Below are 23,139 nucleotides of genomic sequence, written 5' to 3'. Positions count from 1 at the left end.
GTTCATGCGTGTGTCCGAAGCCATCAATTCACGCCGCTCCATGCGCGTCTTCACACCGGAACCGGTGTCGAAGGCCGATGTCGAATGGATCGTGACCAATGCCAACCGCGCGGCGTCCAATGGCAACCTGCAGCCGTGGAAACTCCACATCACGATGGGCAAGGCGCGGCAGCGCCTGTCGGCGGCAATCCTGAAGGCGATGGATGATGGAGATTCAGGGCCAGGCGCCGAATACGACGTCTACCCGAAGGAATTTACGCCGGTCTACGACGCCCGCCGCAAGCTGGTCGGCAAGCAGCTCTACACCCTGCTCAACGTGCCGCGCGGCGACGCCGCCGGCATGCTGAAGCAGTTCCGCAAGAACTACGACTTCTTCGACGCGCCGGTCGGCATGATCCTGTGTGTCGAGCGACGCATGGGCAATGGCCAGTGGATCGACTGCGGCATCTTCCTCGACCAGCTGATGCTGCTCGCCCGCGAGAAGGGCCTGCATACCTGCCCACAGGCGGCCTTCAGCCGCTACCAGCATGTCGTGCGCCGCGAACTCAAGATCCCCGACGACCAGGTCGTGATCTGCGGCCTGGCGCTGGGCCACGCCGATCCCGATGCGGTGCCCAACTGCCTGATCACCGAACGGGCGCCGATCCAGGACTTCACGACCTGGCACAGCGAATGACCCTCCTGCCATGACACTGACGTCGCGGATCGATCTTCGGGTTGCCGCGGCCTTCTGTGCTGCCGTCGGCCTGTACGACGTGCTTTTTGTCGTCTTCACGATCTCCGGGGGCCCCGAGATCTGGCCGCCCGTGAAGGTTCTCTTCCCCGACTTCCTGGTGTTCCACGCCGCAGCGCGCGCCTTCTTCGAGGGCAAGCTGGCGCTGGTCTACGACATCGACGCCTTCACACTGTTCCAGATCGAGACCTATCCCGATCGTCTCTCGCCAAAGGTCGTGTTCCGGCCATTCATCTATCCGCCGACCTGGCTCCTGATGCTGTTGCCGCTCGGCCTGCTGGGCGTCGCAAAGGCCTACGCGGTCTTCATGGCGACGACGGCCGCGGCGGCGACGCTGCTGGAGGGGCGCCGCGACTGGTGGGGCTGGCTCGCCGTCGCCACTTCGCCCGCCACCGTCTGGGTGCTGATGGCCGGCCAGAATACCTTCTTCAGCCTGGCGCTGTTCTACGGCGGCCTGCGCCTGCTCGACCGCTCACCGGCCGCCGCCGGCATTCTCCTCGGGCTGCTGAGCTACAAGCCGCAGATCTGGGTGCTGGTGCCGCTGGCCCTGCTGGCCGCGCAGCAATGGCGCGCGCTCGCCTGGACGGCCGCCACGGTGGCCGTGCTGTCTCTCGCAAGCCTCGGCATCTTCGGCCTCGATTTCTGGATCGGCTTCCTCGAGGCAGCCCGCGAGGCAGGCTCGGCCCGCATCGCGAATATCATGTTCGAGCGCATCTTCATGCACATGACGACGCTCGTGGCAGCCGCCCGCATCGTCGGCCTGCCGCCCGGCGTTGCCGGGGCGATCCAGCTTGCCGGTGCCGCCCTCGCCGTGGCGGCCGTATGGTTCGCCTTCCGCCGCCATTCGTCGAGCGATGCCCGCACCGCTGTGCTGGTCACCGCCACCTTCCTGGTATCGCCCTACACGCTGAACTACGACCTGCTGCTGCTGATGCCCGCCGCCGTGGCACTGTTCCGGCGCGGCGTCGCCCTCGGCTTCTATCCGCTGGAGAGATCGGTCTATCTCATGCTCTGGCTGATGCCGACCTTCGGCATGCTGCTGAACCGGCTCGACCTGCCGGTGATGCCGCTGGTCATCCTGTCGTTCGGCGCCATTGCCTGGGCACGGCTGCAGGCCGAGTCCAAAGTCGAATTGCCGAGCGCCGCAGCGGCGCGCTAAAACCGCAACAATTCAAGGCACTAAGCCAAGCGGGAGGAAACCATGGCCGATGAGGTGATCGCCGTCAGCGCCGACTGGGCCAAGAAGGCCTATGTCGACGGCGCCAAGTACAAGGCGATGTACGAGGCCTCGACCCGGGACCCGGTCACCTTCTGGGGCGAGCACGGCAAGCGCATCGACTGGATCAAGCCTTTCAGCCCCGGTGCCGTGCGCGACGTCGACTACACCGGCCAGGTCCGCATCCGCTGGTTTCACGATGGCGTGCTGAACGTCTCGGCCAACTGCATCGATCGTCACCTCGCCAAGCGCGCCGACCAGACGGCCATCATCTGGGAAGGCGACGACCCGGCGAAATCCAAGAAGATCACCTACCGCGAGCTGCACGCCGAAGTCTGCCGCATGGCGAACGCGCTCAGGGAGCTCGGCGCCAAGAAGGGCGACCGCATCACGATCTACCTGCCGATGATTCCCGAGGCGGCCTACGCCATGCTCGCCTGCACGCGCATCGGCGCCATCCATTCGGTGGTGTTCGGCGGCTTCTCGCCCGACAGCCTGGCCAACCGCATCCAGGATTGCGAGAGCAACATCGTCATCACCGCCGACGAAGGCCTGCGCGCCGGCAAGCACGTGCCGCTGAAAGCCAATTGCGATGAGGCCGTGAAGAAGAGCCCCGGCGTCAAGAAGGTGCTGGTGGTCAAGCACACCGGCGGCAAGGTCGCGTGGGACGCCGGCCGCGACGTGTGGTGGCACGAGATCGCGGCCAAGGTGCCGGCCGAGTGCAAGCCCGAGCCGATGGGCGCCGAGGATCCGCTGTTCATCCTCTACACGTCGGGCTCGACCGGAAAGCCCAAGGGTGTGCTGCACACCACCGGCGGCTACATCGTGTTCGCCTCGATGACCCACCAGTACGTGTTCGACTACCACGACGGCGACGTCTACTGGTGCACCGCCGACGTGGGCTGGGTGACCGGCCACAGCTACATCGTCTACGGACCGCTCGCCAACGGCGCCACCACGCTGATGTTCGAGGGCGTGCCCAACTATCCCGACTCCAGCCGCTTCTGGCAGGTGATCGACAAGCACCAGGTCAACATCTTCTACACCGCCCCCACCGCCATCCGCGCCCTGATGCGCGAAGGCGAGGCGCCGGTGAAGAAGGCCAGCCGCAAGAGCCTGCGCCTGCTGGGCTCGGTCGGCGAGCCGATCAACCCGGAGGCCTGGCTCTGGTACTACCGCGTGGTCGGCGACAGCCGCTGCCCGATCGTCGACACCTGGTGGCAGACCGAAACCGGCGGCATCCTGATCACGCCGCTGCCAGGTGCCACGCCGCTGAAGCCGGGCTCGGCGACCCAGCCGTTCTTCGGCGTGCAGCCGGTCATGGTCGATGCCGAGGGCAAGAAGCTCGAGGGCGCCTGTTCGGGCAATCTCTGCCTTGTGGGCTCCTGGCCCGGCCAGATGCGCACGGTCTACGGCGACCACCAGCGCTTCATCGACACCTACTTCAAGACCTATCCCGGCATGTACTTCACCGGCGACGGCGCGCGCCGCGACGCCGATGGCTACTACTGGATCACCGGCCGGGTCGACGACGTGATCAACGTCTCCGGCCACCGCATCGGCACCGCCGAGGTCGAGAGCGCGCTGGTCGGCAACACAAAGGTGGCGGAAGCAGCCGTCGTTGGCTTCCCGCACGACATCAAGGGCCAGGGCATCTACGCCTACGTGACGCTCAAGGCCGGCCAGCATTCCTCCGACGAGCTGCGCAAGGAACTGGTCGCCTGGGTGCGCAAGGAGATCGGCCCGATCGCCACGCCCGATGTCATCCAGTGGGCGCCCGGCCTGCCCAAGACGCGTTCGGGCAAGATCATGCGCCGCATCCTGCGCAAGATCGCCGAGAACGACGTCGGCAATCTCGGCGACACGTCTACGCTCGCCGATCCGATGGTGGTCGACGACCTGGTGAAGAACCGCACGAAATGAATCCGACCATCCAGCAGCTCGGCGCCGACCTCGCGGCCGGCCGCACCACCTCGCGCAAGCTCACCGAAGAAGCCCTCGCCCGCATCGAGGATCCCAAGGGCGAGGGCAAGCGCGCCTTCATAAAGGTCTGGCGCCGGCAGGCCCTGGCGGCAGCCGACGCCAGCGACCTGCAGCGCCAGGCCGGGCTCGTCGCCTCGCCCCTCGCGGGCCTGCCGGTCTCGATCAAGAACCTCTGCGACGTGGCCGGCGAGACCACGCTCGCGGGCTCCAAGGCGCTCGACGACGCACCGCCGGCCAAGGCCGACGCGCCCGTGGTGGCGCGGCTCCGCGCCGCCGGCGCGGTGATCGTCGGCAGCACCAACATGAGCGAGTTCGCCTTCACCGGTGTCGGCGCCAACCCGCACTACGGCACGCCGGGCAACCCCGCCGACCGCACGCGCGTACCGGGCGGCTCGTCGTCCGGCGCCGCGGTCTCGGTCGGCGACCGCATGGCCGTCGCCGCACTGGGCACGGACACCGGGGGCTCGGTACGTATTCCGGCGGCGCTCTGCGGCATCACGGGCTTCAAGCCCACGGCGCGGCGCGTGCCGATCGACAACGTCGTCCCGCTCTCGACCTCGCTCGATTCGATCGGCCCGCTCGCCAACTCGGTCGAATGCTGCGCCATCGTCGACGCGGTTCTTGCGGGCGAGCCCATCGCGATCCCCGACGCCGCGCCTCTCGCCGGCCTGCGCTTCGGCATCCCGAAGCACTATGTGTTCGACGACGTCGACGCCACGGTCGGCAAAGCCTTCGAGCGCGCCTGCAGGGCGCTCGCCGCCAAGGGCGTCAAGATCGAGCATATCGACCTGCCGCAGCTCATCGAACTGCCGGCGATCAACGCCCGCGGTACCTTCGCCGCGGCCGAAGCCTATGCCTGGCACAAGGATCTGATTGCCCGCCGCGGCAACGAATACGACCCGTTCGTGGCGCCGCGCATCCTGGCCGCCGCCAAGATGACGGCCTACGACTACATCGCGCTGCAGGCCAACCGTGCCAGCCTGCAGAAGCGCGTATCGGCAGTGACGCAGAACTACGACGCCGTGATCATGCCGACCTGCGCGATCGTCGCGCCGACCATCGCCGAGGTCGAGGCGACAGACGTCTTCATCAAGAAGAACCTGCTGCTCTTGCGCAACACCGCGGTCGGCAACTTCCTCGACCGCTGCGGCATCAGCCTGCCCTGCCACGCCGCCGGCGAACTGCCGGTCGGCTTCATGCTGATGGGCGAGACGATGGCCGACAAGCGCGTGCTGGCGATGGCGCGGTCGGTGGCGCCGGTCGTCAACCCCCGCTGAAGTCACCCCAGCGAATATCGGCTCTCCGCACGCCGGAAAGCCAACAACGGCGGGCTTTTCGCCCGTTATTTGTGGACACCTGAACGTAACGTTTCGTGTCCAGAAAGCTGTCCACTACTCCAAGATAAGCCTAATTTTGTTGGCTACTGCGCATCCCTCTTCTTCTTGTTTGCATAGGCCCCATCGCGCTCTGTTTCCCAGGCGTCGCTAAGTGTCTGGCGTCACGTCGTTTTTTAGCGTGGCGTTGAGACGAGGTCGTTCTTGGGACTGTCCACGACTGAGGAGTCGTGGCGGCTGCACCAGCGCTTTTGCGCAACCCGGGGCGTGCCGCGGGCGGTCGTGCCGGAATGAAAAGGCCGGCGCAGTCCAAGCGCCAACTTATCTGAAAAACTAGCAGAAACCTGCTGAACTTGCAACTTTGTCTTTGGCTAAGCCGGATCGTCCGGACGGCGCATCTTCCAGACATTCTCGGTCGTCGTGTATTCGCTATAACCGAGCCGCGCGACCGGCTTGAAGGCCAGCGTGTCGATCCGGCCGTCCTTGACGATGCCGTCGGCTATATGGATGCCGACCACCCGGCCGAACACCACGGTCGCCTGGTGCGCCTCGCGGCCCTCCTCGACCGGCATCTCGACCGTCTTCCAGTATTTGCACTCGAGCGCGATCGGCGAGCGGGCGACGCGCGGAGGCTTGACGAAGCGCGACGGCGCGGGGGCGAGGCCCGCCAGCTTCATCTCGTCGACGCCATAGTCGACCATCGTCGTCGTCACGTTCATCTGCTCGGCGAGCTCGGCGCTCACCATGTTGACCACGAACTCGCCCGTCTCCTCGGCATTGCGCCGGGAGTGCTTGGTCGGGTTGTCACCATAGGTGCCGGTGGTCGAGAAATAGACCATGGGCGGGGAGCCGCTGACGGCGTTGTAGAAACTGTAGGGCGCGAGATTGACGCGGCCCTGCCCGTCGACCGTCGAGATCCAGCCGATGGGACGCGGCACGACCAGCGCCGTGAAGGGAATCTGCATCCCGCCCTGGTCGCGGCCGGTCATGTCGTAGAACATCATTGATACCTCGGCCTACTGATAGCGGGGGTCATCCGGCCGGCGCATCCGCCAGACGTTGTCGGTGGTGGTGTATTCGCTATAACCTAACCGGGCAACCGGTTTGAATGCCAGCGTGTCGATGCGGCCGTCCTTGATGATGCTGTCGTCGATATGGATGCCGACCACCTGGCCAAACACGACGGAGCCGCGCTTGGCCTCGTGACCCTTCTCGGTCGGCATCTCGATGGTGCGCCAGTACTTGCACTCCAGCGCCACAGGCGATTCCTTGACCCGCGGCGGCTTCACGAATTGGCAAGGCACGGGCGTGAGGCCGGCCAGTTTCAGCTCGTCGACGCCGAACGCCACCATCGCCGTGGTCACGTTCATCTGCTCGGCGAGGGCAGCACTCACCATGTTGACCACGAACTCGCCGGTCTGCTCGGCATTCATGCGGCTGTGCTTGGTCGGCGTGTCGCCGTAGGTGCCGGTGGTCGAGAAATAGACCATCGGCGGGAATTCTCCGACGCCGTTGTAGAAGCTGTAGGGCGCGAGATTGACCCGGCCCTGGGCGTCCATCGTCGATATCCAGCCGATCGGCCGCGGCACGATCAGCGCCTTCAGCGGATCCTGCGGCAGCCCATGGTCGCGCTTGGCGGCGTCATAAAACATCGCGTCCTCCCTCAGGCGAGCTTAGCCAAATCGTACGGGCGGCGCCTGCACCGTGGGCGCCGCGGCCTCGAGGATCGCCCGGCGATCGCCCGAGCGCGGCGGATAGATGCGCTCGCGGTTGATCAGCTCCTTGGTGCGCTTGGCCGCCGCCCCGCGCGACACGAGCTTGCGATCCCAGCCCTCCGTATAGACGGCGCCCCATGGCCCGAGGTCGAGGATGGTCGTGTACCAGTCGATCCTGAGCGGCAGCATCGGCCGGCCGAGCAGGTCGCAGACGACGTTGTGGCCGGCAAAGCGGCCCATCGGCCGGCCGTGCTGGCACGACATCACCGAGCAATGGACATCGTCGACCAGCAGCCAGGCCGCGTCACCGGCGGCAAACTCGGCCGCCAGGCCCTTGATCTTGAGCGACGGTTCGACCGGAAGCCGGCCCAGCCGGTCGCGCTCGACGGGGAATTGCGCCGCGAGCGGATGGGCCTGCATGCCGGCGCACCAGACCACCGTCGCGGCGGCGATCCGCTCGCCCGTCGCCAGCGTCGCGCCTTCGGGGTCGACGGCGGCAACCGACACGCCGCCGCGCGTCTCGATACCCAGGGCGCGCAATGCTTCGTCGATGACGGGCAGTGCGCCCTCGCCCATGTCGGAGCCGATGCGGGGCGCATGATCGGCCAGGATGACATGAGGCGCCGCGACGCCGGCAGCGCGAAGCTTGCCGGGCATTTCCGCGGCGGCCTCGATGCCGGTCAACCCGCCGCCGACCACGAGCACGGTGTACTGGCCAGATGATGAAGACTCGCGACGGGCCAGACCAGCGATGTGGGCGTTGAGCCGTTCCGCCGCGGCATGGGTGTCGACATCGAAGGCGTGCGTGCCCAGGCCCGGGATCGGCGGGTGGGCAAGGCGGCTGCCGAGTGCGAAAACCAGGCGGTCGTAGGTGACGGACCGGAAACTGCCGCCCGTCGTATAGGCGACGGTTCTCTGGGCGATGTCGATACCGGTGACCTCACCCTCCAGGCGATGGACGCCGATGGGGCCGAGCACGCTGTCGAGGGCGACACGCGTACCCTCGAGGTCGGCTTCGTAGTTGCGCACACGAATCGAATGCCAGGCGGTCTTGTCGATCAACACGATCTCGACGCGATCGGCACCGACGCCCAGTTCGTCGAGCGCGCGGGCGGCGCCGACCGCACTCCACAGGCCGGCAAAGCCACCGCCAAGAACAACGATGCGCTGCACCACCGGCGTCTCCCGTCAGCCGAGATGGCGCTTGGTGTCGGCGTGAGCCACATCGAACGCCGCGTCGAGCGCGGCGTTGAGGCCGCGGCACGAGCGCACCACCTGCTCGGCCCATGAAACGTAGTCGCGCAGCCGCGCCGGCGTCCATCCCGCCGGTGGGCTGGTCACCATGCTGCGCAGATTGGACGTCTTGTCGGCGATCTTCAGCAGTTTCGCCCGCCGCGACTTGGCCGGCGTCTTGTCGATCTGCAGGCGCTTGCGTTCCTCCTTGGGCAGCGACTTGTCGTCGGTCACTTCGGCCACCAGCGCCGCGACCTCCGGGCCGAACCGCTGTTCCAGATCCTCGTAGGTGGCATCGGTGTCTTCGAGCGTGTCGTGCAACAGGCCGCCGGCCAGCAGCGTGACGTCGGAGCCGCCGGTTGCCTCGGCGAGCAACGCCGCCACCTCGGTCAGGTGGTTGATGTAGGGCTCGGCGCGCTCGCCCTTGCGCCGCTGCGCGATGTGCTGGCGGGCGGCGTAATCGGCGGCGCGCGCCAGGAGGACGATATCCGCGCTCATCAACTCCTCTTGTGCGACCAGTGGTCCGGCTTGTCGAGCCGGGCCGCCCGGCCCATGTTCCCGCCCATGTCGCGTACCATGAAAGCCCTGCTCGGCGTCTGGATTGCAACCCTTGCCCTCGCCGCCGGCTGGATCGGCTGGGATGCCCTCCAGGGCGGCCGCCCCAGCATCGGCGGGCCGTTCACGCTGGTCGACCAGGACGGTCGTACCGTCACCAGCGACAGCCTCAAGGGCAAGCCGACGCTGATCTACTTCGGCTTTACTTACTGCCCCGACGTTTGCCCGACCTCACTGCTGCTGATGGAGACGGCGATCGAGAAGCTGGGACCGGACGCGGCCAAGAAGGTGAATCTCGTCTTCATTACCGTCGATCCCGAGCGCGACACGCCGGCGCTGCTCAAGGGCTACGTGCCCAACTTCGGGCCGACCTTCATCGGCCTGACCGGCACGCCGCAACAGGTGGCCGACGTCGCCCGCGCCTTCCGCGTCTACTACCAGAAGGTCCCGGGAAAGGACGGCGGGCCCTATCTCATGGACCACTCCTCGATCGTCTACCTGCTCGACCGCAACGGCCGCTTCGTTACCCACTTCACCCACGAGGCCAAGGCCGACGCGATCTCGGCGGCCGTGGGACGGTTGCTCTAAGTCATTGAATTCGCACGAATTGTGCGCTGCAATATTGAAGTGACAAGCAGTCGCGGCAGCGTACAATCCGCGCCCACATGCTTTATCACGCCTACGAATTCCAGCGTCAGCTCGCCAATCCCGTTCGCCTCTGGGCCAACGCCCTCGAGCAGGCCTATTCCAGCCCCTACAACCCGCTCTCCGACACGTGGCTTGGCAAGTCGGTGGCGGCGGGTGCCGAGATCGTGGCGCGGCTGACCCAGAACTACGGCAAGCCCCACTTCGGCCTCGCGACCACTGAGATCGGCAACCAGACCGTCGAGGTCAACGAAGAGATCCTGGTGCGCAAGCCGTTCTGCGATCTCGTGCGTTTCCGTCGCGACACCATCCGGCGCGATCCCAAGGTGCTGGTGGTGGCGCCGATGAGCGGCCACTTCGCCACCCTGCTGCGCGGCACCGTCGAGGCGCTGCTGCCCGATCACGACGTCCACATCACCGACTGGAAGGACGCCCGCGAGGTGCCGATTACCTCCGGCGACTTCTCGCTCGACGACTACATCGACTACGTCATCGCCTTCAGCCGCTACCTCGGCCCCGACGTGCACGTGATCGCGGTCTGCCAGCCGTCGGTGCCGGTGCTGGCGGCGGCCGCGCTGATGGCCGAGGCCAAGGATCCGCGCCAACCCAAATCGCTCACCCTGATGGGCGGCCCGATCGACACGCGGCAGAGCCCGACCGTTCCCAACGACCTGGCGATGCGCAACTCGATGATGTGGTTCCGCCAGAACGTGATCTCGACGGTCCCGTTCGGCTATCCCGGGGCGATGCGCCGCGTCTATCCCGGCTTCCTGCAGCTCACGAGTTTCATCTCCATGAACCTCGACCGGCATGTGAACGCCCACATGCGGCAGTTCGAGCACCTGGTGAAGGGCGACGACGATTCGGCCGACGGCCACCGCACCTTCTATGACGAATATCTCGCGGTCATGGACCTCAATGCCGAATTCTACCTCCAGACCATTGAGGTGGTGTTCAAGGAGCACCTGCTGCCGCGCGGCGAATGGGTGAGCCGCGGCCGCAAGATCGATCCTTCCTTCATCGAGACCGCCCTGATGACGGTCGAGGGTGAGCTCGACGATATTTCCGGCATCGGCCAGACCAAGGCAGCCCACGCACTGACGCCCAACATTCCCGGCGCCCGCCATGTCCACTGGGAGCAGCCCAGGGTCGGCCACTACGGCATCTTCAACGGCCGCAAGTGGCGCGAGCAGATCATGCCGCGCGTCCGCACTTTCATCCGCGAGAACGACGCGGCCTAAGACTCCCTCCGGCGCGGCGCCTTCACAGGCGCCTGAGGCCACCTGGTCGCTATGGCCGCTGGCGGCCATAGCGACGACCCGATGACGGGGGAGGAGTCTGACTTTCTTCTCCTCCCTCGCGTAGCGGGGGAGGTGCTCCGTCTTACGGGGCGGAGGGGGTCAGGATTTGGCGAGGCCCGCCTTGACCAACGTGGGCTTCACGTCGACGTAGTATTTCTCGGCGAAGGCGCGAAACTGGGCCGGGTCGCGATACCACGGCTCCTGGATGAACCTGTCGAGCAGCGGCTGGTGGCCGGGGTCGGCCATCGCCTCCTTGAAGGCGTCGTGCAGCGCCTGGACGACTTGAGGCGGCAGGTCTTTCGGCCCGACCAGCCCATAGGGGCTGACCGCCACGGCATTGATGCCGCTTTCGATCAGCGTCGGCTTGTCAGGATACTTGCCGAAGCGCTTTTCCGTCGCCATCGCCAGTACGCGAACCTGGCCGTTCTCGACGAACGGTGCCCAGGCCGCGCCGTCGGGCACGAACTGGATGTGGCCGCCCAGCAGCGCCGGCATCCATTCGGCCCCGCCCTTGTAGGGAATGTGGGTGAAGCGCGCGCCCGTCGCCTGCTCGGTCTCGATCATCAGCAGATGGCCGGTGCCGCCGACGCCACTGGTGCCATAGTTCAGTTTCTCGGGCTCGCGCTTTCCGGCCGCGATCAGATCCTGGATGGTCTGGTAGGGCGAGTCGGCGCGCACGACGACGCCGAAGGTGAATTCGGACAGGCCGATGATGTAGGAAAAGTCGCGCAGCGGATGCCAGGCGGCCTGCTGGTAGTGCGGATAGCGCAGGCTGTTGATGGTCATGCAGGCGATCGTGTAGCCGTCGGGCTTGACGTTCGGCATCTGCGCCGCCGCCAGCGTGGCGCCGGCGCCGGCCTTGATGTCGACGATCACCTGAGTGCCCCATTTGCGGCCGACACGCTCGCCCAGGAAGCGCAGATGCACGTCGCAGACGCCACCCGCCGCCAGCGGATTGTAGACCGTGATCGGCTTGTCGGGTTTCCATGCGGCCTGGGCTTGGGTCTGGGCGCGAGCTTCGCCCAGCCGCGCGAGCGCGGGGGCGGCGAGCGCGGCGGCGAGCACGCCGCGACGTTTGATACCGGTCATTGTCGTTCCTTCCATGGCTACCGTTCTGTGACGGTTGGCGCCAGCATACCCAGCCGCACCGGAGAGGGCTATCATTGCGGCCATGACCGTTCCCCTTGAAGTCTCTGCCTGGAAACCCGCGCCTTTTGCACTGGGTGGCGAGACGGTGTTTGCCGTGGGTGACGTCCACGGCTGCGCGGTGGAGCTGAAAGCCCTGCTCGACGGCATCGCCGGACTGGCAAAGGAACAAGGTGGCAAGCGCCGCCTGATCTATCTCGGCGACATGATCAACCGCGGGCCGGACAGCATCGGCGTGCTCGAGCTGTGGGCCGAGGGCGAGGAAGCGCGTGGCGTCGATCACATCGACCGGGTGATGGGCAACCACGAGATCATGATGATGCTGACGGTGGTCGGCGGGCCGCATGCCCACAAGGCCGAAACCATGTGGCTCAGCAAGCGCATGGGCGGCCAGAAGCTGCTCGACCAGATGGCGGCGCGGACGGGTCACGCGGCGGTGCGCGCCGACCAGGGCCTGCTCAAGGCGGCACTGGGCGAGAATGTCGTGCATCGCCTGCAGGCCATGCGCTCGCATATACGGCTCGGCAACGCGTTGTTCGTCCATGGCGGCCTCGATCCGCATGCCGATCCCGACGAATTCCTGGCACGACCCTGGCTGACCTTCACCGAGGCCCGCTGGGCCTGGATCAACCACGGCTTCCTCGACTGGAAGCAGGGTTTCGGCGGCACGCTGGTGGTGCACGGTCACACGCCGCCCGACATGCACAAGGCGATCAGCGGCATGGACGACCCGCACCTGTTCGAGGGCGACCGACTCGGCCTCGACGGCGGCAGCGCCCGGACCGGCATCGTCACGGCCGCGGAAATCCAGGACGGCCGCTACCGAATCCTGAAGGCCGGCACGCCGTTCGAGAATCCCGAACCGTCGGGCGCGTGACTGGAGTTCTCCTCCCCCGTCCCGGGGGAGGTGCCCCGCAGGGGCGGAGGGGGTCATGAACCCCATCGCCCTCGTAAGACGAGGGCACTTCAGGTGCTAGGTCGCTACGCGCCCTAGCACCGACTTTGCGGACTCCGCAAAGGGGAAGAGAGGCGACCTTTAGGCGTTCGCCCGGATGACTTCGAGGAACGCCGCCCCATAACGTTCGAGCTTGGCATCGCCGATGCCGTGGATCTCGCGCATGGCGCCGGGGTTGGCCGGACGGTGCGAGGCGAGTTCGGCGAGCGTCCGGTCGGAGAAGACGACATAGGCGGGCACGTTCTGGGTCCGCGCCAGTTTTGTGCGCAGCGCCTTCAAGGCATCGAGCAGGGCCGTGTCGCCATCGCCCACGATCGCGGCGGTGGCGGCGCGGCGGTCGCGGCGCCCGCCCGCCTTGCCCTTGGCCGCGCCCGACGACAGGTCCTTGCGCAACTCGATGCGAGTCTCGCCCTTCAGCACCCGCCAGCCTTCCTCCGTCACCGACCAGCGGCCGTGCTCCATCAGGTCCTGAGCGATCAGGCCGACGGCCGAGAGCTGGCGGAAGATCGAGCGCCACTCGCCAGCCTTGCGGCCCGAACCGACGCCGAAGGTCGGCAACCGGTCGTGGTTGAACTTGGCCACGTTCTCGGTGCGCTCGCCGGTCAGGATGGCGACCAGATGTTCGACGCCGAAGCGTTCGCCGGTGCGCAGGATGGCCGACATCGCCTTCTGGGCATCGATGGTGCCGTCGAAGCGCTCGACACCCTCGACGCAGAGGTCGCAGTTGCCGCAGGGCTCCGACGGTTCGCCGAAGTAGGCGAGCAGCGTCTGCCGGCGGCAGCGCGGCGCCTCGGCCAGCGCCAGCAGCGCACCCAGGCGCTGGCGTTCGATGCGCTTGCGCTCGTCGGAGGAATCACTCTGCTCGATCTGCAGGCGGCGGAGCTGCATGTCGCCCAGGCCGTAGAGCGTCAGCGTGTCGGCCGGCAGCCCGTCGCGGCCGGCGCGGCCGATCTCCTGGTAGTAGGCTTCGACGTTGGACGGCAGGTCGGCATGGCAGACGAAGCGCACGTCGGGCTTGTCGATCCCCATGCCGAAGGCAACGGTGGCGGTCATCACGACGCCATCGTCCTGCTGGAAGGAATCCTGGTTGGCGTCGCGCACGCGCTTGTCGAGGCCTGCGTGATAGGGCAGCGCGCGCACGCCGGACTCAGCCAGCGTCGCCGCCAGTTCCTCGACCTTGCGGCGCGAGGCGCAATAGACGATGCCGCTCTCGCCCTCGTGGGCGCGCACGAAGGCCAGCACCTGGCGCGAGGAGCGTTCCTTGGTCTGGAAGGCGAGCCGGAGGTTCGGCCGGTCGAAGCTGCGGACGAAGACGCGCGGCGGACTTGCGGGAAACAGCTTCTCGACGATGTCGCCGCGGGTCGGCGCATCGGCGGTCGCGGTCAATGCCAGCGTCTGCAGCCGCCCGCCGATCTGGCGCGCGACATTGCCCAGGGTGAGGTACTCGGGCCGGAAATCGTGGCCCCACTGCGAGACGCAGTGCGCCTCGTCGATCGCCATCAGGGTGACGTTGGCCTCGGCCAGCATCTCGACCGTGTCGGGCCGCGCCAGCCGTTCGGGCGCGACATAGAGCAGGCGGAGCTCGCGCTTGCGCAGCAGGTCCATGACCCGGGCTGTCTCGGATGGCTCGTTGCTGGAATTGAGGCTGCCGGCCGCGACCCCGGCCGCTGCCAGGGCGCGCACCTGGTCGCGCATCAGGGCGATCAGCGGCGACACCACCAGCGTGAGACCGGGCCGCACCAGGGCGGGGAGCTGGTAGCACAGCGACTTGCCGCTGCCGGTCGGCATGACGGTGAGCACGTTTTCGCCCGCCAGCACGGCACGGACGATCTCCTCCTGGCCGGGCCGGAATTCGTTGAAGCCGAAGACGGAATGCAGCAGCGCGTGGGCGCTCAGGAGGGCAGTCGAGAGGGCGTCGGTCATTGTTTTGCCGACACTATCGCCGCGCCGGCCGGCGGCGTCATGCGCTGCATTGTGGATGAACCGGACGCATCCTTGCCGCGTAGACACCTCAAGGCGGAATCAAGGCGGAACCCGCGCTCGCCGCCGCCGTTGCCTCGTTGGACGGCACAGCCGGAGGCCGGGATGCTGATTCTGGGATTTACGCTCCTGCTGGCGGCGATCGGCGCCGCGGTCATGCCCTGCTGGCGCCACAGCGCCGCCTGGGGCTATGGGCCCGGCGCCTGCGTCGGCATTCTTCTGGTGTGCGTCGGGATCTTCGCGGCCAGCAGCCGCAGCGGCCCGTCCGAAGCGCTCGGCGAGCGCCTGGCCACCCAGCCAAAAAGCCGGCTCATGGTCGAGGCTTCGATGATCGATCCGGCGCCCCGCAACATCGTCATTATTGCCGCGGAGTGACGAGACAGATCGTACACGCCGGTCAAATGCGCCTAGGGTCCTGCCGCTCCCACGCCCAGGAAGGAACCGACATGGCCAAAGGTCAAATGCGCAGCAACCGCGAGAAGAAGAAGCCCAAGCAGGACAAGTCCAAGAAGATCGTGGCGAGCTCGCCGTTCGCGGCAGCACACACCAATCCCGGCGCCAAGGCCGCCGCCAACAAGCACAAGTAACCTCGTGCGCGTCTAGTGTCGCGCCGCCTGACCACCGTCGAGAGTCATCACCACACCGCTGATGTAGCTGGCGCGGTCCGATGCCAGGAACACCGCGAGGTCGGCAACCTCGTCAGGTTCGGCGGCGCGGCCGAACGGCATGTGCTTGGTGAGTTCGGGCCAGCGCTCGGGATCGCCGAACTTCTGCTCGGCCTGGCCGCGCAGCAAGGTGAGCATGCGGTCAGTACGGGTCGCCGGCGGATTGATCGCCACCACGCGCACACCGTGATCGACGCTGCGTGAGCCCACGGCACGGGTGAAGGCCATCAGGCCGGCGTTGCCCATGGTGCCGGCAACGTAGTCGTAGTTATAGCTCTCGCCCGCGAGGCCGATGACGTTCACCACCACGCCCTTCTTGCGGGCATAAAACTTCTCCAGCATGGCGCGCGTGGCATTGACGTAACCGAATACCTTGAGTTCCCAGGCCTCGCGCCACTTGGGTTCGGTCATGCCGAAGATGTCGCCGCGCGGGATGGCGCCGGCGTTGTTCACCAGGATGTCGGCATGGGCCACAGCCTCGACCACCGAGCGCGCCGTGTCGCCCTTGGAGAAATCAGCCGGATGAATTTCGACCGGTACGTTGTGGCGGGCACGGATTTTCTCGCGCGCGGCTTCCAGCGATTCCTTCGAGCGCGAGGCGATGTGGACGGCGCAACCTTCGGCCGCGAAGCCCATGGCGCAGGCGAAGCCGATGCCGCGGCTGCCACCGGTGATCAGCACGGTGCGCCCGGCGAGTTTCATGTCCATGTCCCGGTCTCCTAGAGACGATAGATGGAATCGATCGTGGCTCGGCCATCTTCGGTCTTTACGCGGCCGTCCTTCACCATCTGCACCAGATGCGCCAGCATCGAGCGGCCGGCAGCGGGATGAAGATGGATCGGCGTATCGGCGTAGTTCTTGGCCACCATCTGCGGGACGGTCTGAGGACCTTCCTTGAGGCGCGCCATGATCTGAGCCTCGCGGCCGAGGCGATGTTCGATGTAGGCCTGCACGAAGGGATTGGGATTTCTGATCTCGGCGCCGTGCGTGGGAATGTAGAGCGTCTCGTCGCGCGGCAGCAGCTTGCGCAAGGACGCGAAGTAGTCGGCCATGTTGCCGTCGGGCGGCGAGATCACGGCCGTCGACCAGCCCATCACGTGGTCGCCCGAGAGCAGCGCCCGGTCTTCCTTCACCGCGAAGCAGAGATGGTTGGAGATATGGCCGGGCGTGTAGACCGCCTCGACGTTCCAGCCATCCCCCTGGATGACATCACCGTCGTTGAGCTTGACGTCGGGGGCGAAGGCGAAGTCGCCCTCCTGCTCCGTCGTCACGCCCTCGGGCGGCCGGGGATGCGGGCCGTAGCTGAAGACCTTGGCGCCGGTCGCCTTGGCGAGCGCGGGGGTGGCCGGCACGTGATCGATGTGGGTGTGGGTGACCAGGATGTGGGTGACGGTCTCGCCGCGCACGGCGCGCAGCACGGCGTCGATATGGTCCTGCTGGTCGGGGCCGGGATCGACCACCGCCACCTTGCCGTGGCCGATGATGTAGGTGCCGGTACCCTTGAAGGTGAAGGGGCTCGGGTTGTTGGCCACCACGCGGCGGATCAGCGGCGTCACCTCCATCGCCGTGCCGTAGTCGAACTTGAAGTCCTTGATGAAGGGAATGCCGGGCATCGCGTTGCTCTTACGGTGAAGGCGGAGTCAATTTGTAGAGCGCGTTGCGGATGTCGGAGCTGACATAGACCGTGCCTGACCTCGCCACCGCCACACCGGTCGGCACCAGCGCCGGCGGGCCGCCGGGGAAGGGCGCAAGGCCGATATCGAGGTTCGAGGCGATCACCGTCTTGACGCCGGAGAGGGGGTCGATGGCGACTATGCGCTTCTGGCCCACTTCGGCCACGAACAGGCGGCCGTCCGGCCCGACGTCGATGCCCTCGGGACCGGCCAGGCCATCGGTCACGACCTTGCGGGCGCCGCTGACGACATCGATCTGGAGCACCGCGCCGCCGGCGATCTCGGTGATGTAGACCAGATTGCCCGGACCCTGGGCCATGGCAACCGGTCCACGCAGTTCCTTGGCGACGACGCTGCGCGTCTTGCCGTCAGGGCTTACCTTCACGAGGTTGCCGCTCGCCAGTTCCGCGACATAGAGCGATCCGTCAGCACCCTCCAGGGCGTCGACCGGTGCGGCGAAGCCAGCCAAGGTCGACGTCAGCTTGCCGGTCTTGCGGTCGACCTTCTCGACGGTGTTGGAGAACCAGCTCGACAGCAGCACATGCTTCGGTCCGACCGAGATGCCGATCGGGTAGGCGTGCGTATCGCCGTGCACGCGCAGCACGTCGGAGACCGTGCCGTTCTGGCCGTCGACGGTGCGGTAGCTGAAGACATCGGCCACGTGCACTGTCTCCTTGCCGCCCTCGGTGGTGACCGCGAGATCGGTCGGCACGGCGAGCTTGCCCTCGACGATGGTCCTGGCGGCGCCGGTGTGCTTGTCGACGAGATAGATGCCGTTATCGGTCATCGACGTCACGAACAGGCGGCCGCGCGAATCGAAGGCGAGATTGTCGAGACCGGGCTTCAGCGAGGCCACCAGCTTCTTGGCCTTGCTGGTGAGGCTGACGCTCCAGACGCCACCGGTGCCGGTATCGACGATGTAGAGATTGTCGCGGTTCTGCGGATCGATGTTGGCCGCGGCGGGAATCCTGAAGCCCGAGGCGATGACGTCGATCGCGCCCGACTCGAGATTGATCTTCACGACCTCGCCCTTGAACCACAGCGGCCCGTACAGGAAGCCGTCGTCACGGTGGATCTCGAAGCCGTTCAACCCACCCATCTTCTCGGCGATCCGGCGCAGCTCGGTGCGCGGGAACGGCTTGAAGTCGGGCTTGTCGACGTTCTTGAGGTCGATTTCGTAGAGCGCGTCGCCAAGGAAGACCTCCGACACGAACAACCGGCCGTCCTTGCCGAAGGCGATCGAGTTGGGACCACCCATACCGTTGGCGACCTCGATGGTCTTGCCGTTGGGCTTGCGGACATAGACCTTGCCCAGCAGGAAGGCCGTCCACGCCATGGTGCCGTCGTCGGCGAAGGCGATGTCGTCGGCCATGCCGGTCGGGGCGTCGATCACGCGGTCGACTTCGCCGGTATCGACCTGGACACGGTAGAGCGTCTGGCCGATCACCGATCCGGCGAAAAGCTGGTCGTCCTTGTTGAAGGCCAGGCCGTGGACGCCATGAAACCAGGAGCCGGGCACCAGAAACTGCTGGCTGTACTCCTTGGGCGCCGGCGGTGATTCCTGCTGCGCAAGCGCGCTGCCCGCAACGGCGAGTGCAAACGCGCCCGCCGTGACAAACCGGCCCAACCCCATCCGTTTCCTCCGACCGTCTCTCGCGGCGCGGACTTTAGACCGCGCGACACATTTTGTAACGCCTGACCCTTCAGCTACCATGGTGCCGCAAAGAAAACATGCATTTTGCGGGAGAAAACACATGGCGGGGCCGCTTTCGGGACTGACGATCGTCGAACTGGCCGGAATAGGGCCGGGACCGATGTGCTCGATGATGCTGGGCGACATGGGCGCCAACGTGATCCGAGTCGACCGCACCAAGAGCCACGTCATGGACCGCCTCGCCGATCCCAAGTTCGCCGTGCACAACAGGAGCCGGCGCTCCGTCTCGGTCGACCTGCAGAAGAAGGAAGGCATCGATGTCGTGCTGCGGCTGATCGAAAAAGCCGACGGCATGACCGAACCGTTCCGCCCCGGCGTCGCCGAGCGGCTGGGCGTGGGCCCCGACATCTGCCTCAAGCGCAACCCCAGGCTGGTTTACGGCCGCATGACCGGCTGGGGTCAGGAAGGCCCGCTCGCGAAAGCGGCCGGCCACGACATCAACTACATCGCGCTCACCGGCGCGCTGCATGCCATCGGCTCCAAGGACAAGCCGATGCCGCCGCTCAACCTGGTCGGCGACTTCGGCGGCGGCGGCATGCTGCTCGCCTTCGGCATGGTGTGCGGCCTGCTGGAGGCGCAGCGTTCGGGCAAGGGCCAGGTGGTCGATGCCGCCATGGTCGACGGCGCGGCGCTGCTGCTGGGCGGCATCTACGGCATGGCAGGCGCCGGCCTGTGGAAGGACGAGCGCGAGACCAACATGCTGGACGGCGGCGCGCACTTCTACGGCACCTACGAGACCAGGGACGGCAAGTTCGTCTCCATCGGCTCGATCGAGCCGCAATTCTACGAACTGCTGCTCGAGAAGACGGGACTGAAGGGCCAGAACCTGCCGGCGCAGATGGACCGCAAGATGTGGGGCGACCTCAAGGCCAAGCTCGAAGGCATCTTCAAGACCAAGACGCGCGATGAATGGTGCGCGATCATGGAGGGTACCGACATCTGCTTCGCGCCGGTGCTCACCATGCAGGAGGCCTCGCAGCATCCGCACGCCAAGGCGCGCGGCGCCTATGTCGACGTCTCGGGCTTCGCCCAGCCCGCCGCCGCGCCGCGCTTCTCGCGCACCAAGGAGAGCGTCAAAGGTCCCGCCGCCAAGCGCGGTCAGCACACCGACGAGATCCTGGGCGAGAGCGGCTTCTCGACCAAGGAAATCGGTGAACTGAAGGCGGCAGGCATCGTCGGGCCACAATGATGTCGCACGGATGATCCGCGCCTTCGAACTGGCCGTCCGGCAGCTTGGCGACCCCCGGCTGCGCGTTATCATCTGGCAGTCTCTGGCCTTGTCGCTGGTGCTGCAGATCGCCATCGGCGTCGTGGCGTGGTGGGTGCTGCAGTCCTTCGCCACTTTCCAGTGGAACTGGCTGAACGAGACCATCCGCTGGCTGGGCGGCGGCGCGGTCACGGTGCTGGCGCTGATGCTGTTCCCGGCGAGCTTCGGCATCGTGATCTCGATCTTCCTGGAAAAGATCGCCGACATCGTCGAGGCCGAGCACTACCCGCAGCTCGGCCGCGCCCGTGGCGTTCCGGTGTGGATCGGCATCCGCTCGGGCATCGTGTTCCTGTTCACCCTGGTGGCGCTCAATCTCCTGCTGCTGCCATTCTACCTGGTGGCACTGTTCGTCGCCGGACTGGGCGCGGCGTTGTTCTATGGCGCCAACGGATGGCTCACCGGCCGGGAGTACTATGAGCAGGTGGCGCTCCGCCGCCGCGACCCGGCCGACGTAAAAGCCTGGCGCAAGGCCAACGGCGGTGTCCTGTGGCTGACCGGGATCGTCCTCGTCTTCCTCGGCACCATCCCGGTCCTGAACCTGATCGTGCCGGTCCTGGGCGTGGCCGCCATGGTCCATGTCGCCCAGACGCTGAAGCCGCCCCTTAATTTGCCTGCCGGGTCGCGCTAGAATGAGGGCATGAAAAAGGCATTTGGGGCTCTCGCGTTCATCGTTCTCCTCGGCGGCTGCGTCACGGACTCCAGTCCGCAATACTCGCTCGCCGGCGGCGAGAAGGGCGTCTTCACCTCCCGCAACCCCGGCACACCGATCCCGCTCGACCGCATCAAGGGCATGGACGAGCAGCAGCTCGCAACCACGTTTGGTGCCGCCGCACTCGACCGCAAGGACGAGCCGGCCCGCGTGTTGCGCTATCAGTCCGATGCCTGCACGCTGTTCGTCTCGCTCTATCGCCGCAACGGCGCGCCCTGGCGGGCCGAGTTCGCCGACGCCTACGACACTCACCTGCGCCCCTTGCCGCCGGACCAGTGCGCCGGCTCGGTGGCCGCCCAGAAGCGGCGCGTCGCCTAGATTCACGTCACCAGTTTCACGACTCCGTGAGCAGAAGCATCCGGAGTCCCCTCGACCTGCGTTTAAGTCATGTGCACCCGCACATGAAGCAGGAGGGGATTACATGGCAGTCAGGAACACGTTCGGGCGGCTCGGTGGCGCTTCATTGCTGGCACTGACGATCGGCATGGCCTCGGCCGAGGCTGCGACCCTGGTCGGGCTCACCGCCGACAACAAGCTGGTGAAGATCGACACGGCGACGATGGCAGCCTCCGTCCCGATGGCGATTTCCGGCGCCGACAAAGTTATCGGCATCGACGTGCGCCCGGCGGACGGCAAGCTCTACGGCCTCACGGCGAGCGGACAGCTCGTGGTCATCGACCATTTGAGCGGCACTGCAACACCCGGCAGCATGGTGTCGGAGAAGGTGGCGCTCGGACCGCGCCCGGTCGTCGACTTCAACCCGGTGGCCGATCGTCTGCGTGTGATCGCCGCCGATGGCGTCAGCCTGCGCATCAATGTCGATACCGGCGCCACGATCGTCGACAAGCCACTGAACTACGATGCCGCCGACGCCAGCAGCGGCAAGAAGCCTGCCGTGGCAGCTGGCGCCTACACCAACTCGATGAACGGCGCCAAGGGCACCGAGCTGTTCCATGTCGACGGCAGCACCGGCGCGCTGGTGCTGCAGAACCCCCCGAACGACGGCGTGCTGAAGACCCGCGGCATGGTCGGCGTCACGGGCGCAGCCGATGTCGTGATGGATATCGCCAGCGACGGTGACGGCAAGAATACCGCCTACGTGATCGCCGGCGGCGCGCTCTATACGGTCGATCTCGCGAGCGGCAAGGCGACGCAAGTCGGTACCATCAAGGGCATGAGCGGCAAGCTGATCGACATCGCCGTCGCAAACTAGCTACTTGTCGCCGCGATCCTCGCGCCACAAGTCGAGCTTCTCCTGCACCGGACGGTCGGAGAAGGAGAACAGCACCGCGTCGGTATCGGCGCGGTGCTCGACCTTGGCCCAGCTCGGCACGACGAAGTGGTCGCGCTTCTTCCAGCGCATCAGCTTGTCGCCCACCTTGCTCTCGCCCTTGCCTTCGACCACCGAGAAGACCGTGCCGTCGGTGCTGCGATAGGGCGCGCTCGTGAAGCCCTTGGGCAGGAGCTGCATGTAAGTGCCCATCGTCGCGATCGGTGTGCCGCCGTTTGCCGGATTGACATAGCGCAGCTTAAAACCGTGGCAGGCATCGGGCGGGCCGGCCTTGGCCAGGCCCTGCAGCGCCTCGCGCGTGCGGCTGTAGGGATAGTTGAAGATTGGCGAGGTCTGCTTGGCGGGCTTCCAATCGACCGGCAGGAGACCGCTCGAAAATTTTGCGTCCGACGTGCCTTCGGGCGTCGTGACGACCTGTTCGTCGGTCTCGCCGTTCTCGGCAAAGCCCGCGTTGAACATCGCCACCATCGGTATGTCGAGACCGTCCAGCCATACCATGGGCCGGGACGAATCGTTGCCGTGGTCGTGCCAGGTCCAGGTCGGCGTGATGACGAAGTCGCCCTCATGCATGATCGTGCGCTCGCCGTCGACGGCGGTGTAGGCGCCCTCGCCCTCGACGATGAAGCGCAGCGCCGACTGGGTATGGCGATGGGCGGGCGCCACCTCGCCCGGCAGGATGAGTTGTAGGCCGGCATAAAGCGTGGGCGTGATGCAGGCGCTGCCGGGCATCGCCGGATTCTCGAGGATCAGCACGCGGCGCACCGCTTCCTTGGCGGTGATCAGCGCGCCCGACTCCATCAGGAACGGCCGCACCTTGTCATAGTCCCAGCTTGCGGCCTGGTACTTGGGTGCGGGGCTCGGCGGCACGAGCTGGTGCAGCTGCTCCCACAGCGGCGCCATCGACAGGCCACCGATGCGCTCGTAGAAGTCACGGCGGGCGTTGTTGCGGCTGGCGGGCGCAGCCACCCGGCTACTCGGCGGCGGCGCGCAACGGGACACGAGCCGCTGCACCCGTCCGGGCGGC

At 66.6% G+C, this 23,139-nt stretch carries 23 protein-coding genes; 13 read left to right on the top strand and 10 right to left on the bottom strand.

Annotated elements, in window-relative coordinates; all coding sequences use genetic code 11:
* The first annotated feature begins 4 nt into the window (after window positions 1-4).
* The 4 genes from EPO55_RS01755 to EPO55_RS01740 are packed head-to-tail and all read left to right on the top strand — an operon-like array spanning window position 5 to window position 5,209.
* Window positions 5-676: a nitroreductase gene (locus EPO55_RS01755; protein WP_296334662.1), complete on the top strand. Its 672-nt coding sequence runs from the start codon at window positions 5-7 to the stop codon at window positions 674-676.
* A 10-nt stretch (window positions 677-686) separates the two neighbouring features.
* Window positions 687-1,892, top strand: a complete 1,206-nt coding sequence (locus EPO55_RS01750) for a glycosyltransferase family 87 protein (RefSeq protein WP_296334661.1) — start codon at window positions 687-689, stop codon at window positions 1,890-1,892.
* A gap of 42 nt (window positions 1,893-1,934) precedes the next feature.
* Entirely contained in the window at window positions 1,935-3,872 is a 1,938-nt protein-coding gene (acs, locus tag EPO55_RS01745) for an acetate--CoA ligase (RefSeq protein WP_296334660.1), read from the top strand.
* Window positions 3,869-5,209: an amidase gene (locus EPO55_RS01740; protein WP_296334659.1), complete on the top strand. Its 1,341-nt coding sequence runs from the start codon at window positions 3,869-3,871 to the stop codon at window positions 5,207-5,209. The genes acs and EPO55_RS01740 overlap by 4 nt, the downstream gene beginning before the upstream one ends.
* 428 nt (window positions 5,210-5,637) lie before the next feature.
* Here EPO55_RS01740 and EPO55_RS01735 read toward each other — a convergent pair whose 3' ends face one another.
* Genes EPO55_RS01735 through EPO55_RS01720 form a run of 4 tightly spaced genes read right to left on the bottom strand, consistent with a single transcriptional unit; the run spans window position 5,638 to window position 8,712 of the window.
* Window positions 5,638-6,270 carry a flavin reductase family protein gene (locus EPO55_RS01735; protein WP_363718266.1) on the bottom strand — a complete coding sequence of 211 codons (633 nt, stop codon included), beginning with the start codon at window positions 6,268-6,270 and terminating at the stop codon, window positions 5,638-5,640.
* Window positions 6,271-6,282: 12 nt separating this feature from the next.
* Window positions 6,283-6,918 carry a flavin reductase family protein gene (locus tag EPO55_RS01730; RefSeq protein ID WP_296334658.1) on the bottom strand — a complete coding sequence of 212 codons (636 nt, stop codon included), beginning with the start codon at window positions 6,916-6,918 and terminating at the stop codon, window positions 6,283-6,285.
* A gap of 21 nt (window positions 6,919-6,939) precedes the next feature.
* Complete coding sequence (locus EPO55_RS01725; protein WP_296334657.1) at window positions 6,940-8,154, bottom strand: FAD-dependent oxidoreductase; 1,215 nt, start codon at window positions 8,152-8,154, stop codon at window positions 6,940-6,942.
* A 15-nt stretch (window positions 8,155-8,169) separates the two neighbouring features.
* On the bottom strand, window positions 8,170-8,712 hold the full coding sequence (locus EPO55_RS01720) for an HD domain-containing protein (protein ID WP_296334656.1): 543 nt from the start codon (window positions 8,710-8,712) through the stop codon (window positions 8,170-8,172).
* Between the two features lie 66 nt (window positions 8,713-8,778).
* On the opposite strand from EPO55_RS01720, the gene EPO55_RS01715 reads away from it, so the two are divergent.
* Both EPO55_RS01715 and phaZ read left to right on the top strand, forming a co-directional pair.
* The gene (locus EPO55_RS01715) at window positions 8,779-9,357 is read left to right on the top strand and encodes an SCO family protein (protein ID WP_296334655.1); all 579 of its coding nucleotides are present in this window, start codon (window positions 8,779-8,781) and stop codon (window positions 9,355-9,357) included.
* Between the two features lie 77 nt (window positions 9,358-9,434).
* Window positions 9,435-10,655 carry a polyhydroxyalkanoate depolymerase gene (phaZ, locus tag EPO55_RS01710; protein WP_296334654.1) on the top strand — a complete coding sequence of 407 codons (1,221 nt, stop codon included), beginning with the start codon at window positions 9,435-9,437 and terminating at the stop codon, window positions 10,653-10,655.
* A 159-nt stretch (window positions 10,656-10,814) separates the two neighbouring features.
* Here phaZ and EPO55_RS01705 read toward each other — a convergent pair whose 3' ends face one another.
* The gene (locus EPO55_RS01705) at window positions 10,815-11,804 is read right to left on the bottom strand and encodes a tripartite tricarboxylate transporter substrate binding protein (protein ID WP_296334653.1); all 990 of its coding nucleotides are present in this window, start codon (window positions 11,802-11,804) and stop codon (window positions 10,815-10,817) included.
* Window positions 11,805-11,886: 82 nt separating this feature from the next.
* Between EPO55_RS01705 and EPO55_RS01700 the strand changes: the two genes are divergently transcribed.
* On the top strand, window positions 11,887-12,738 hold the full coding sequence (locus EPO55_RS01700; protein ID WP_296334652.1) for a metallophosphoesterase: 852 nt from the start codon (window positions 11,887-11,889) through the stop codon (window positions 12,736-12,738).
* A gap of 159 nt (window positions 12,739-12,897) precedes the next feature.
* Here EPO55_RS01700 and recQ read toward each other — a convergent pair whose 3' ends face one another.
* On the bottom strand, window positions 12,898-14,739 hold the full coding sequence (gene recQ / locus EPO55_RS01695) for a DNA helicase RecQ (protein WP_296334651.1): 1,842 nt from the start codon (window positions 14,737-14,739) through the stop codon (window positions 12,898-12,900).
* 162 nt (window positions 14,740-14,901) lie between these two features.
* On the opposite strand from recQ, the gene EPO55_RS01690 reads away from it, so the two are divergent.
* A complete protein-coding gene (locus EPO55_RS01690) occupies window positions 14,902-15,171 on the top strand; it encodes a DUF3309 family protein (RefSeq protein ID WP_296334650.1) in 270 nt (89 codons plus the stop codon).
* A 71-nt stretch (window positions 15,172-15,242) separates the two neighbouring features.
* Window positions 15,243-15,383 carry a hypothetical protein gene (locus EPO55_RS01685; protein ID WP_296334649.1) on the top strand — a complete coding sequence of 47 codons (141 nt, stop codon included), beginning with the start codon at window positions 15,243-15,245 and terminating at the stop codon, window positions 15,381-15,383.
* A 12-nt stretch (window positions 15,384-15,395) separates the two neighbouring features.
* On the opposite strand, the gene EPO55_RS01680 is transcribed toward EPO55_RS01685, so the two are convergent.
* From EPO55_RS01680 to EPO55_RS01670, 3 genes are read right to left on the bottom strand one after another with little or no spacing between them, the layout of a single operon-like run.
* Window positions 15,396-16,169: a short-chain dehydrogenase/reductase gene (locus EPO55_RS01680; RefSeq protein ID WP_296334648.1), complete on the bottom strand. Its 774-nt coding sequence runs from the start codon at window positions 16,167-16,169 to the stop codon at window positions 15,396-15,398.
* An 11-nt stretch (window positions 16,170-16,180) separates the two neighbouring features.
* Entirely contained in the window at window positions 16,181-17,074 is an 894-nt protein-coding gene (locus EPO55_RS01675; protein WP_296334647.1) for an MBL fold metallo-hydrolase, read from the bottom strand.
* 10 nt (window positions 17,075-17,084) lie between these two features.
* A complete protein-coding gene (locus EPO55_RS01670; protein WP_296334646.1) occupies window positions 17,085-18,761 on the bottom strand; it encodes a hypothetical protein in 1,677 nt (558 codons plus the stop codon).
* A 127-nt stretch (window positions 18,762-18,888) separates the two neighbouring features.
* On the opposite strand from EPO55_RS01670, the gene EPO55_RS01665 reads away from it, so the two are divergent.
* The 4 genes from EPO55_RS01665 to EPO55_RS01650 all read left to right on the top strand — a co-directional run bounded on the left by EPO55_RS01665 (window position 18,889) and on the right by EPO55_RS01650 (window position 22,037).
* The gene (locus EPO55_RS01665) at window positions 18,889-20,037 is read left to right on the top strand and encodes a CaiB/BaiF CoA-transferase family protein (RefSeq protein ID WP_296334645.1); all 1,149 of its coding nucleotides are present in this window, start codon (window positions 18,889-18,891) and stop codon (window positions 20,035-20,037) included.
* A gap of 10 nt (window positions 20,038-20,047) precedes the next feature.
* Window positions 20,048-20,743 (top strand): EI24 domain-containing protein, encoded by a 696-nt coding sequence (locus EPO55_RS01660; RefSeq protein WP_296334644.1) that lies wholly within the window; start codon window positions 20,048-20,050, stop codon window positions 20,741-20,743.
* Between the two features lie 9 nt (window positions 20,744-20,752).
* Window positions 20,753-21,142, top strand: a complete 390-nt coding sequence (locus EPO55_RS01655) for a hypothetical protein (protein ID WP_296334643.1) — start codon at window positions 20,753-20,755, stop codon at window positions 21,140-21,142.
* Between the two features lie 103 nt (window positions 21,143-21,245).
* A complete protein-coding gene (locus EPO55_RS01650; RefSeq protein ID WP_296334642.1) occupies window positions 21,246-22,037 on the top strand; it encodes a DUF4394 domain-containing protein in 792 nt (263 codons plus the stop codon).
* Here the strand turns inward: EPO55_RS01650 and gtdA are convergent, their stop codons facing one another.
* Window positions 22,038-23,015 (bottom strand): gentisate 1,2-dioxygenase, encoded by a 978-nt coding sequence (gene gtdA / locus EPO55_RS01645; RefSeq protein ID WP_296334748.1) that lies wholly within the window; start codon window positions 23,013-23,015, stop codon window positions 22,038-22,040. It abuts the gene before it with no gap.
* Window positions 23,016-23,139 lie beyond the last annotated feature (124 nt).

Origin of the sequence: Reyranella sp., from assembly GCF_004296935.1 — a bacterium.
Lineage (GTDB): Bacteria > Pseudomonadota > Alphaproteobacteria > Reyranellales > Reyranellaceae > Reyranella.
This window is presented reverse-complemented; position numbering and strand designations above follow the sequence as displayed.

What these genes read in the sequence shown, in the direction of transcription:
- EPO55_RS01755 (WP_296334662.1), top strand. Translation starts at nt 5, where the DNA reads ATGCGTGTGTCCGAAGCCATCAATTCACGCCGCTCCATGCGCGTCTTC.
- EPO55_RS01750 (WP_296334661.1), top strand. Translation starts at nt 687, where the DNA reads ATGACACTGACGTCGCGGATCGATCTTCGGGTTGCCGCGGCCTTCTGT.
- acs (WP_296334660.1), top strand. Translation starts at nt 1,935, where the DNA reads ATGGCCGATGAGGTGATCGCCGTCAGCGCCGACTGGGCCAAGAAGGCC.
- EPO55_RS01740 (WP_296334659.1), top strand. Translation starts at nt 3,869, where the DNA reads ATGAATCCGACCATCCAGCAGCTCGGCGCCGACCTCGCGGCCGGCCGC.
- EPO55_RS01735 (WP_363718266.1), bottom strand. Translation starts at nt 6,270, where the DNA reads ATGATGTTCTACGACATGACCGGCCGCGACCAGGGCGGGATGCAGATT.
- EPO55_RS01730 (WP_296334658.1), bottom strand. Translation starts at nt 6,918, where the DNA reads ATGTTTTATGACGCCGCCAAGCGCGACCATGGGCTGCCGCAGGATCCG.
- EPO55_RS01720 (WP_296334656.1), bottom strand. Translation starts at nt 8,712, where the DNA reads ATGAGCGCGGATATCGTCCTCCTGGCGCGCGCCGCCGATTACGCCGCC.
- EPO55_RS01715 (WP_296334655.1), top strand. Translation starts at nt 8,779, where the DNA reads ATGTCGCGTACCATGAAAGCCCTGCTCGGCGTCTGGATTGCAACCCTT.
- phaZ (WP_296334654.1), top strand. Translation starts at nt 9,435, where the DNA reads ATGCTTTATCACGCCTACGAATTCCAGCGTCAGCTCGCCAATCCCGTT.
- EPO55_RS01705 (WP_296334653.1), bottom strand. Translation starts at nt 11,804, where the DNA reads ATGACCGGTATCAAACGTCGCGGCGTGCTCGCCGCCGCGCTCGCCGCC.
- EPO55_RS01700 (WP_296334652.1), top strand. Translation starts at nt 11,887, where the DNA reads ATGACCGTTCCCCTTGAAGTCTCTGCCTGGAAACCCGCGCCTTTTGCA.
- recQ (WP_296334651.1), bottom strand. Translation starts at nt 14,739, where the DNA reads ATGACCGACGCCCTCTCGACTGCCCTCCTGAGCGCCCACGCGCTGCTG.
- EPO55_RS01690 (WP_296334650.1), top strand. Translation starts at nt 14,902, where the DNA reads ATGCTGATTCTGGGATTTACGCTCCTGCTGGCGGCGATCGGCGCCGCG.
- EPO55_RS01685 (WP_296334649.1), top strand. Translation starts at nt 15,243, where the DNA reads ATGGCCAAAGGTCAAATGCGCAGCAACCGCGAGAAGAAGAAGCCCAAG.
- EPO55_RS01680 (WP_296334648.1), bottom strand. Translation starts at nt 16,169, where the DNA reads ATGGACATGAAACTCGCCGGGCGCACCGTGCTGATCACCGGTGGCAGC.
- EPO55_RS01675 (WP_296334647.1), bottom strand. Translation starts at nt 17,074, where the DNA reads ATGCCCGGCATTCCCTTCATCAAGGACTTCAAGTTCGACTACGGCACG.
- EPO55_RS01665 (WP_296334645.1), top strand. Translation starts at nt 18,889, where the DNA reads ATGGCGGGGCCGCTTTCGGGACTGACGATCGTCGAACTGGCCGGAATA.
- EPO55_RS01660 (WP_296334644.1), top strand. Translation starts at nt 20,048, where the DNA reads ATGATCCGCGCCTTCGAACTGGCCGTCCGGCAGCTTGGCGACCCCCGG.
- EPO55_RS01655 (WP_296334643.1), top strand. Translation starts at nt 20,753, where the DNA reads ATGAAAAAGGCATTTGGGGCTCTCGCGTTCATCGTTCTCCTCGGCGGC.
- EPO55_RS01650 (WP_296334642.1), top strand. Translation starts at nt 21,246, where the DNA reads ATGGCAGTCAGGAACACGTTCGGGCGGCTCGGTGGCGCTTCATTGCTG.
- gtdA (WP_296334748.1), bottom strand. Translation starts at nt 23,015, where the DNA reads ATGGCGCCGCTGTGGGAGCAGCTGCACCAGCTCGTGCCGCCGAGCCCC.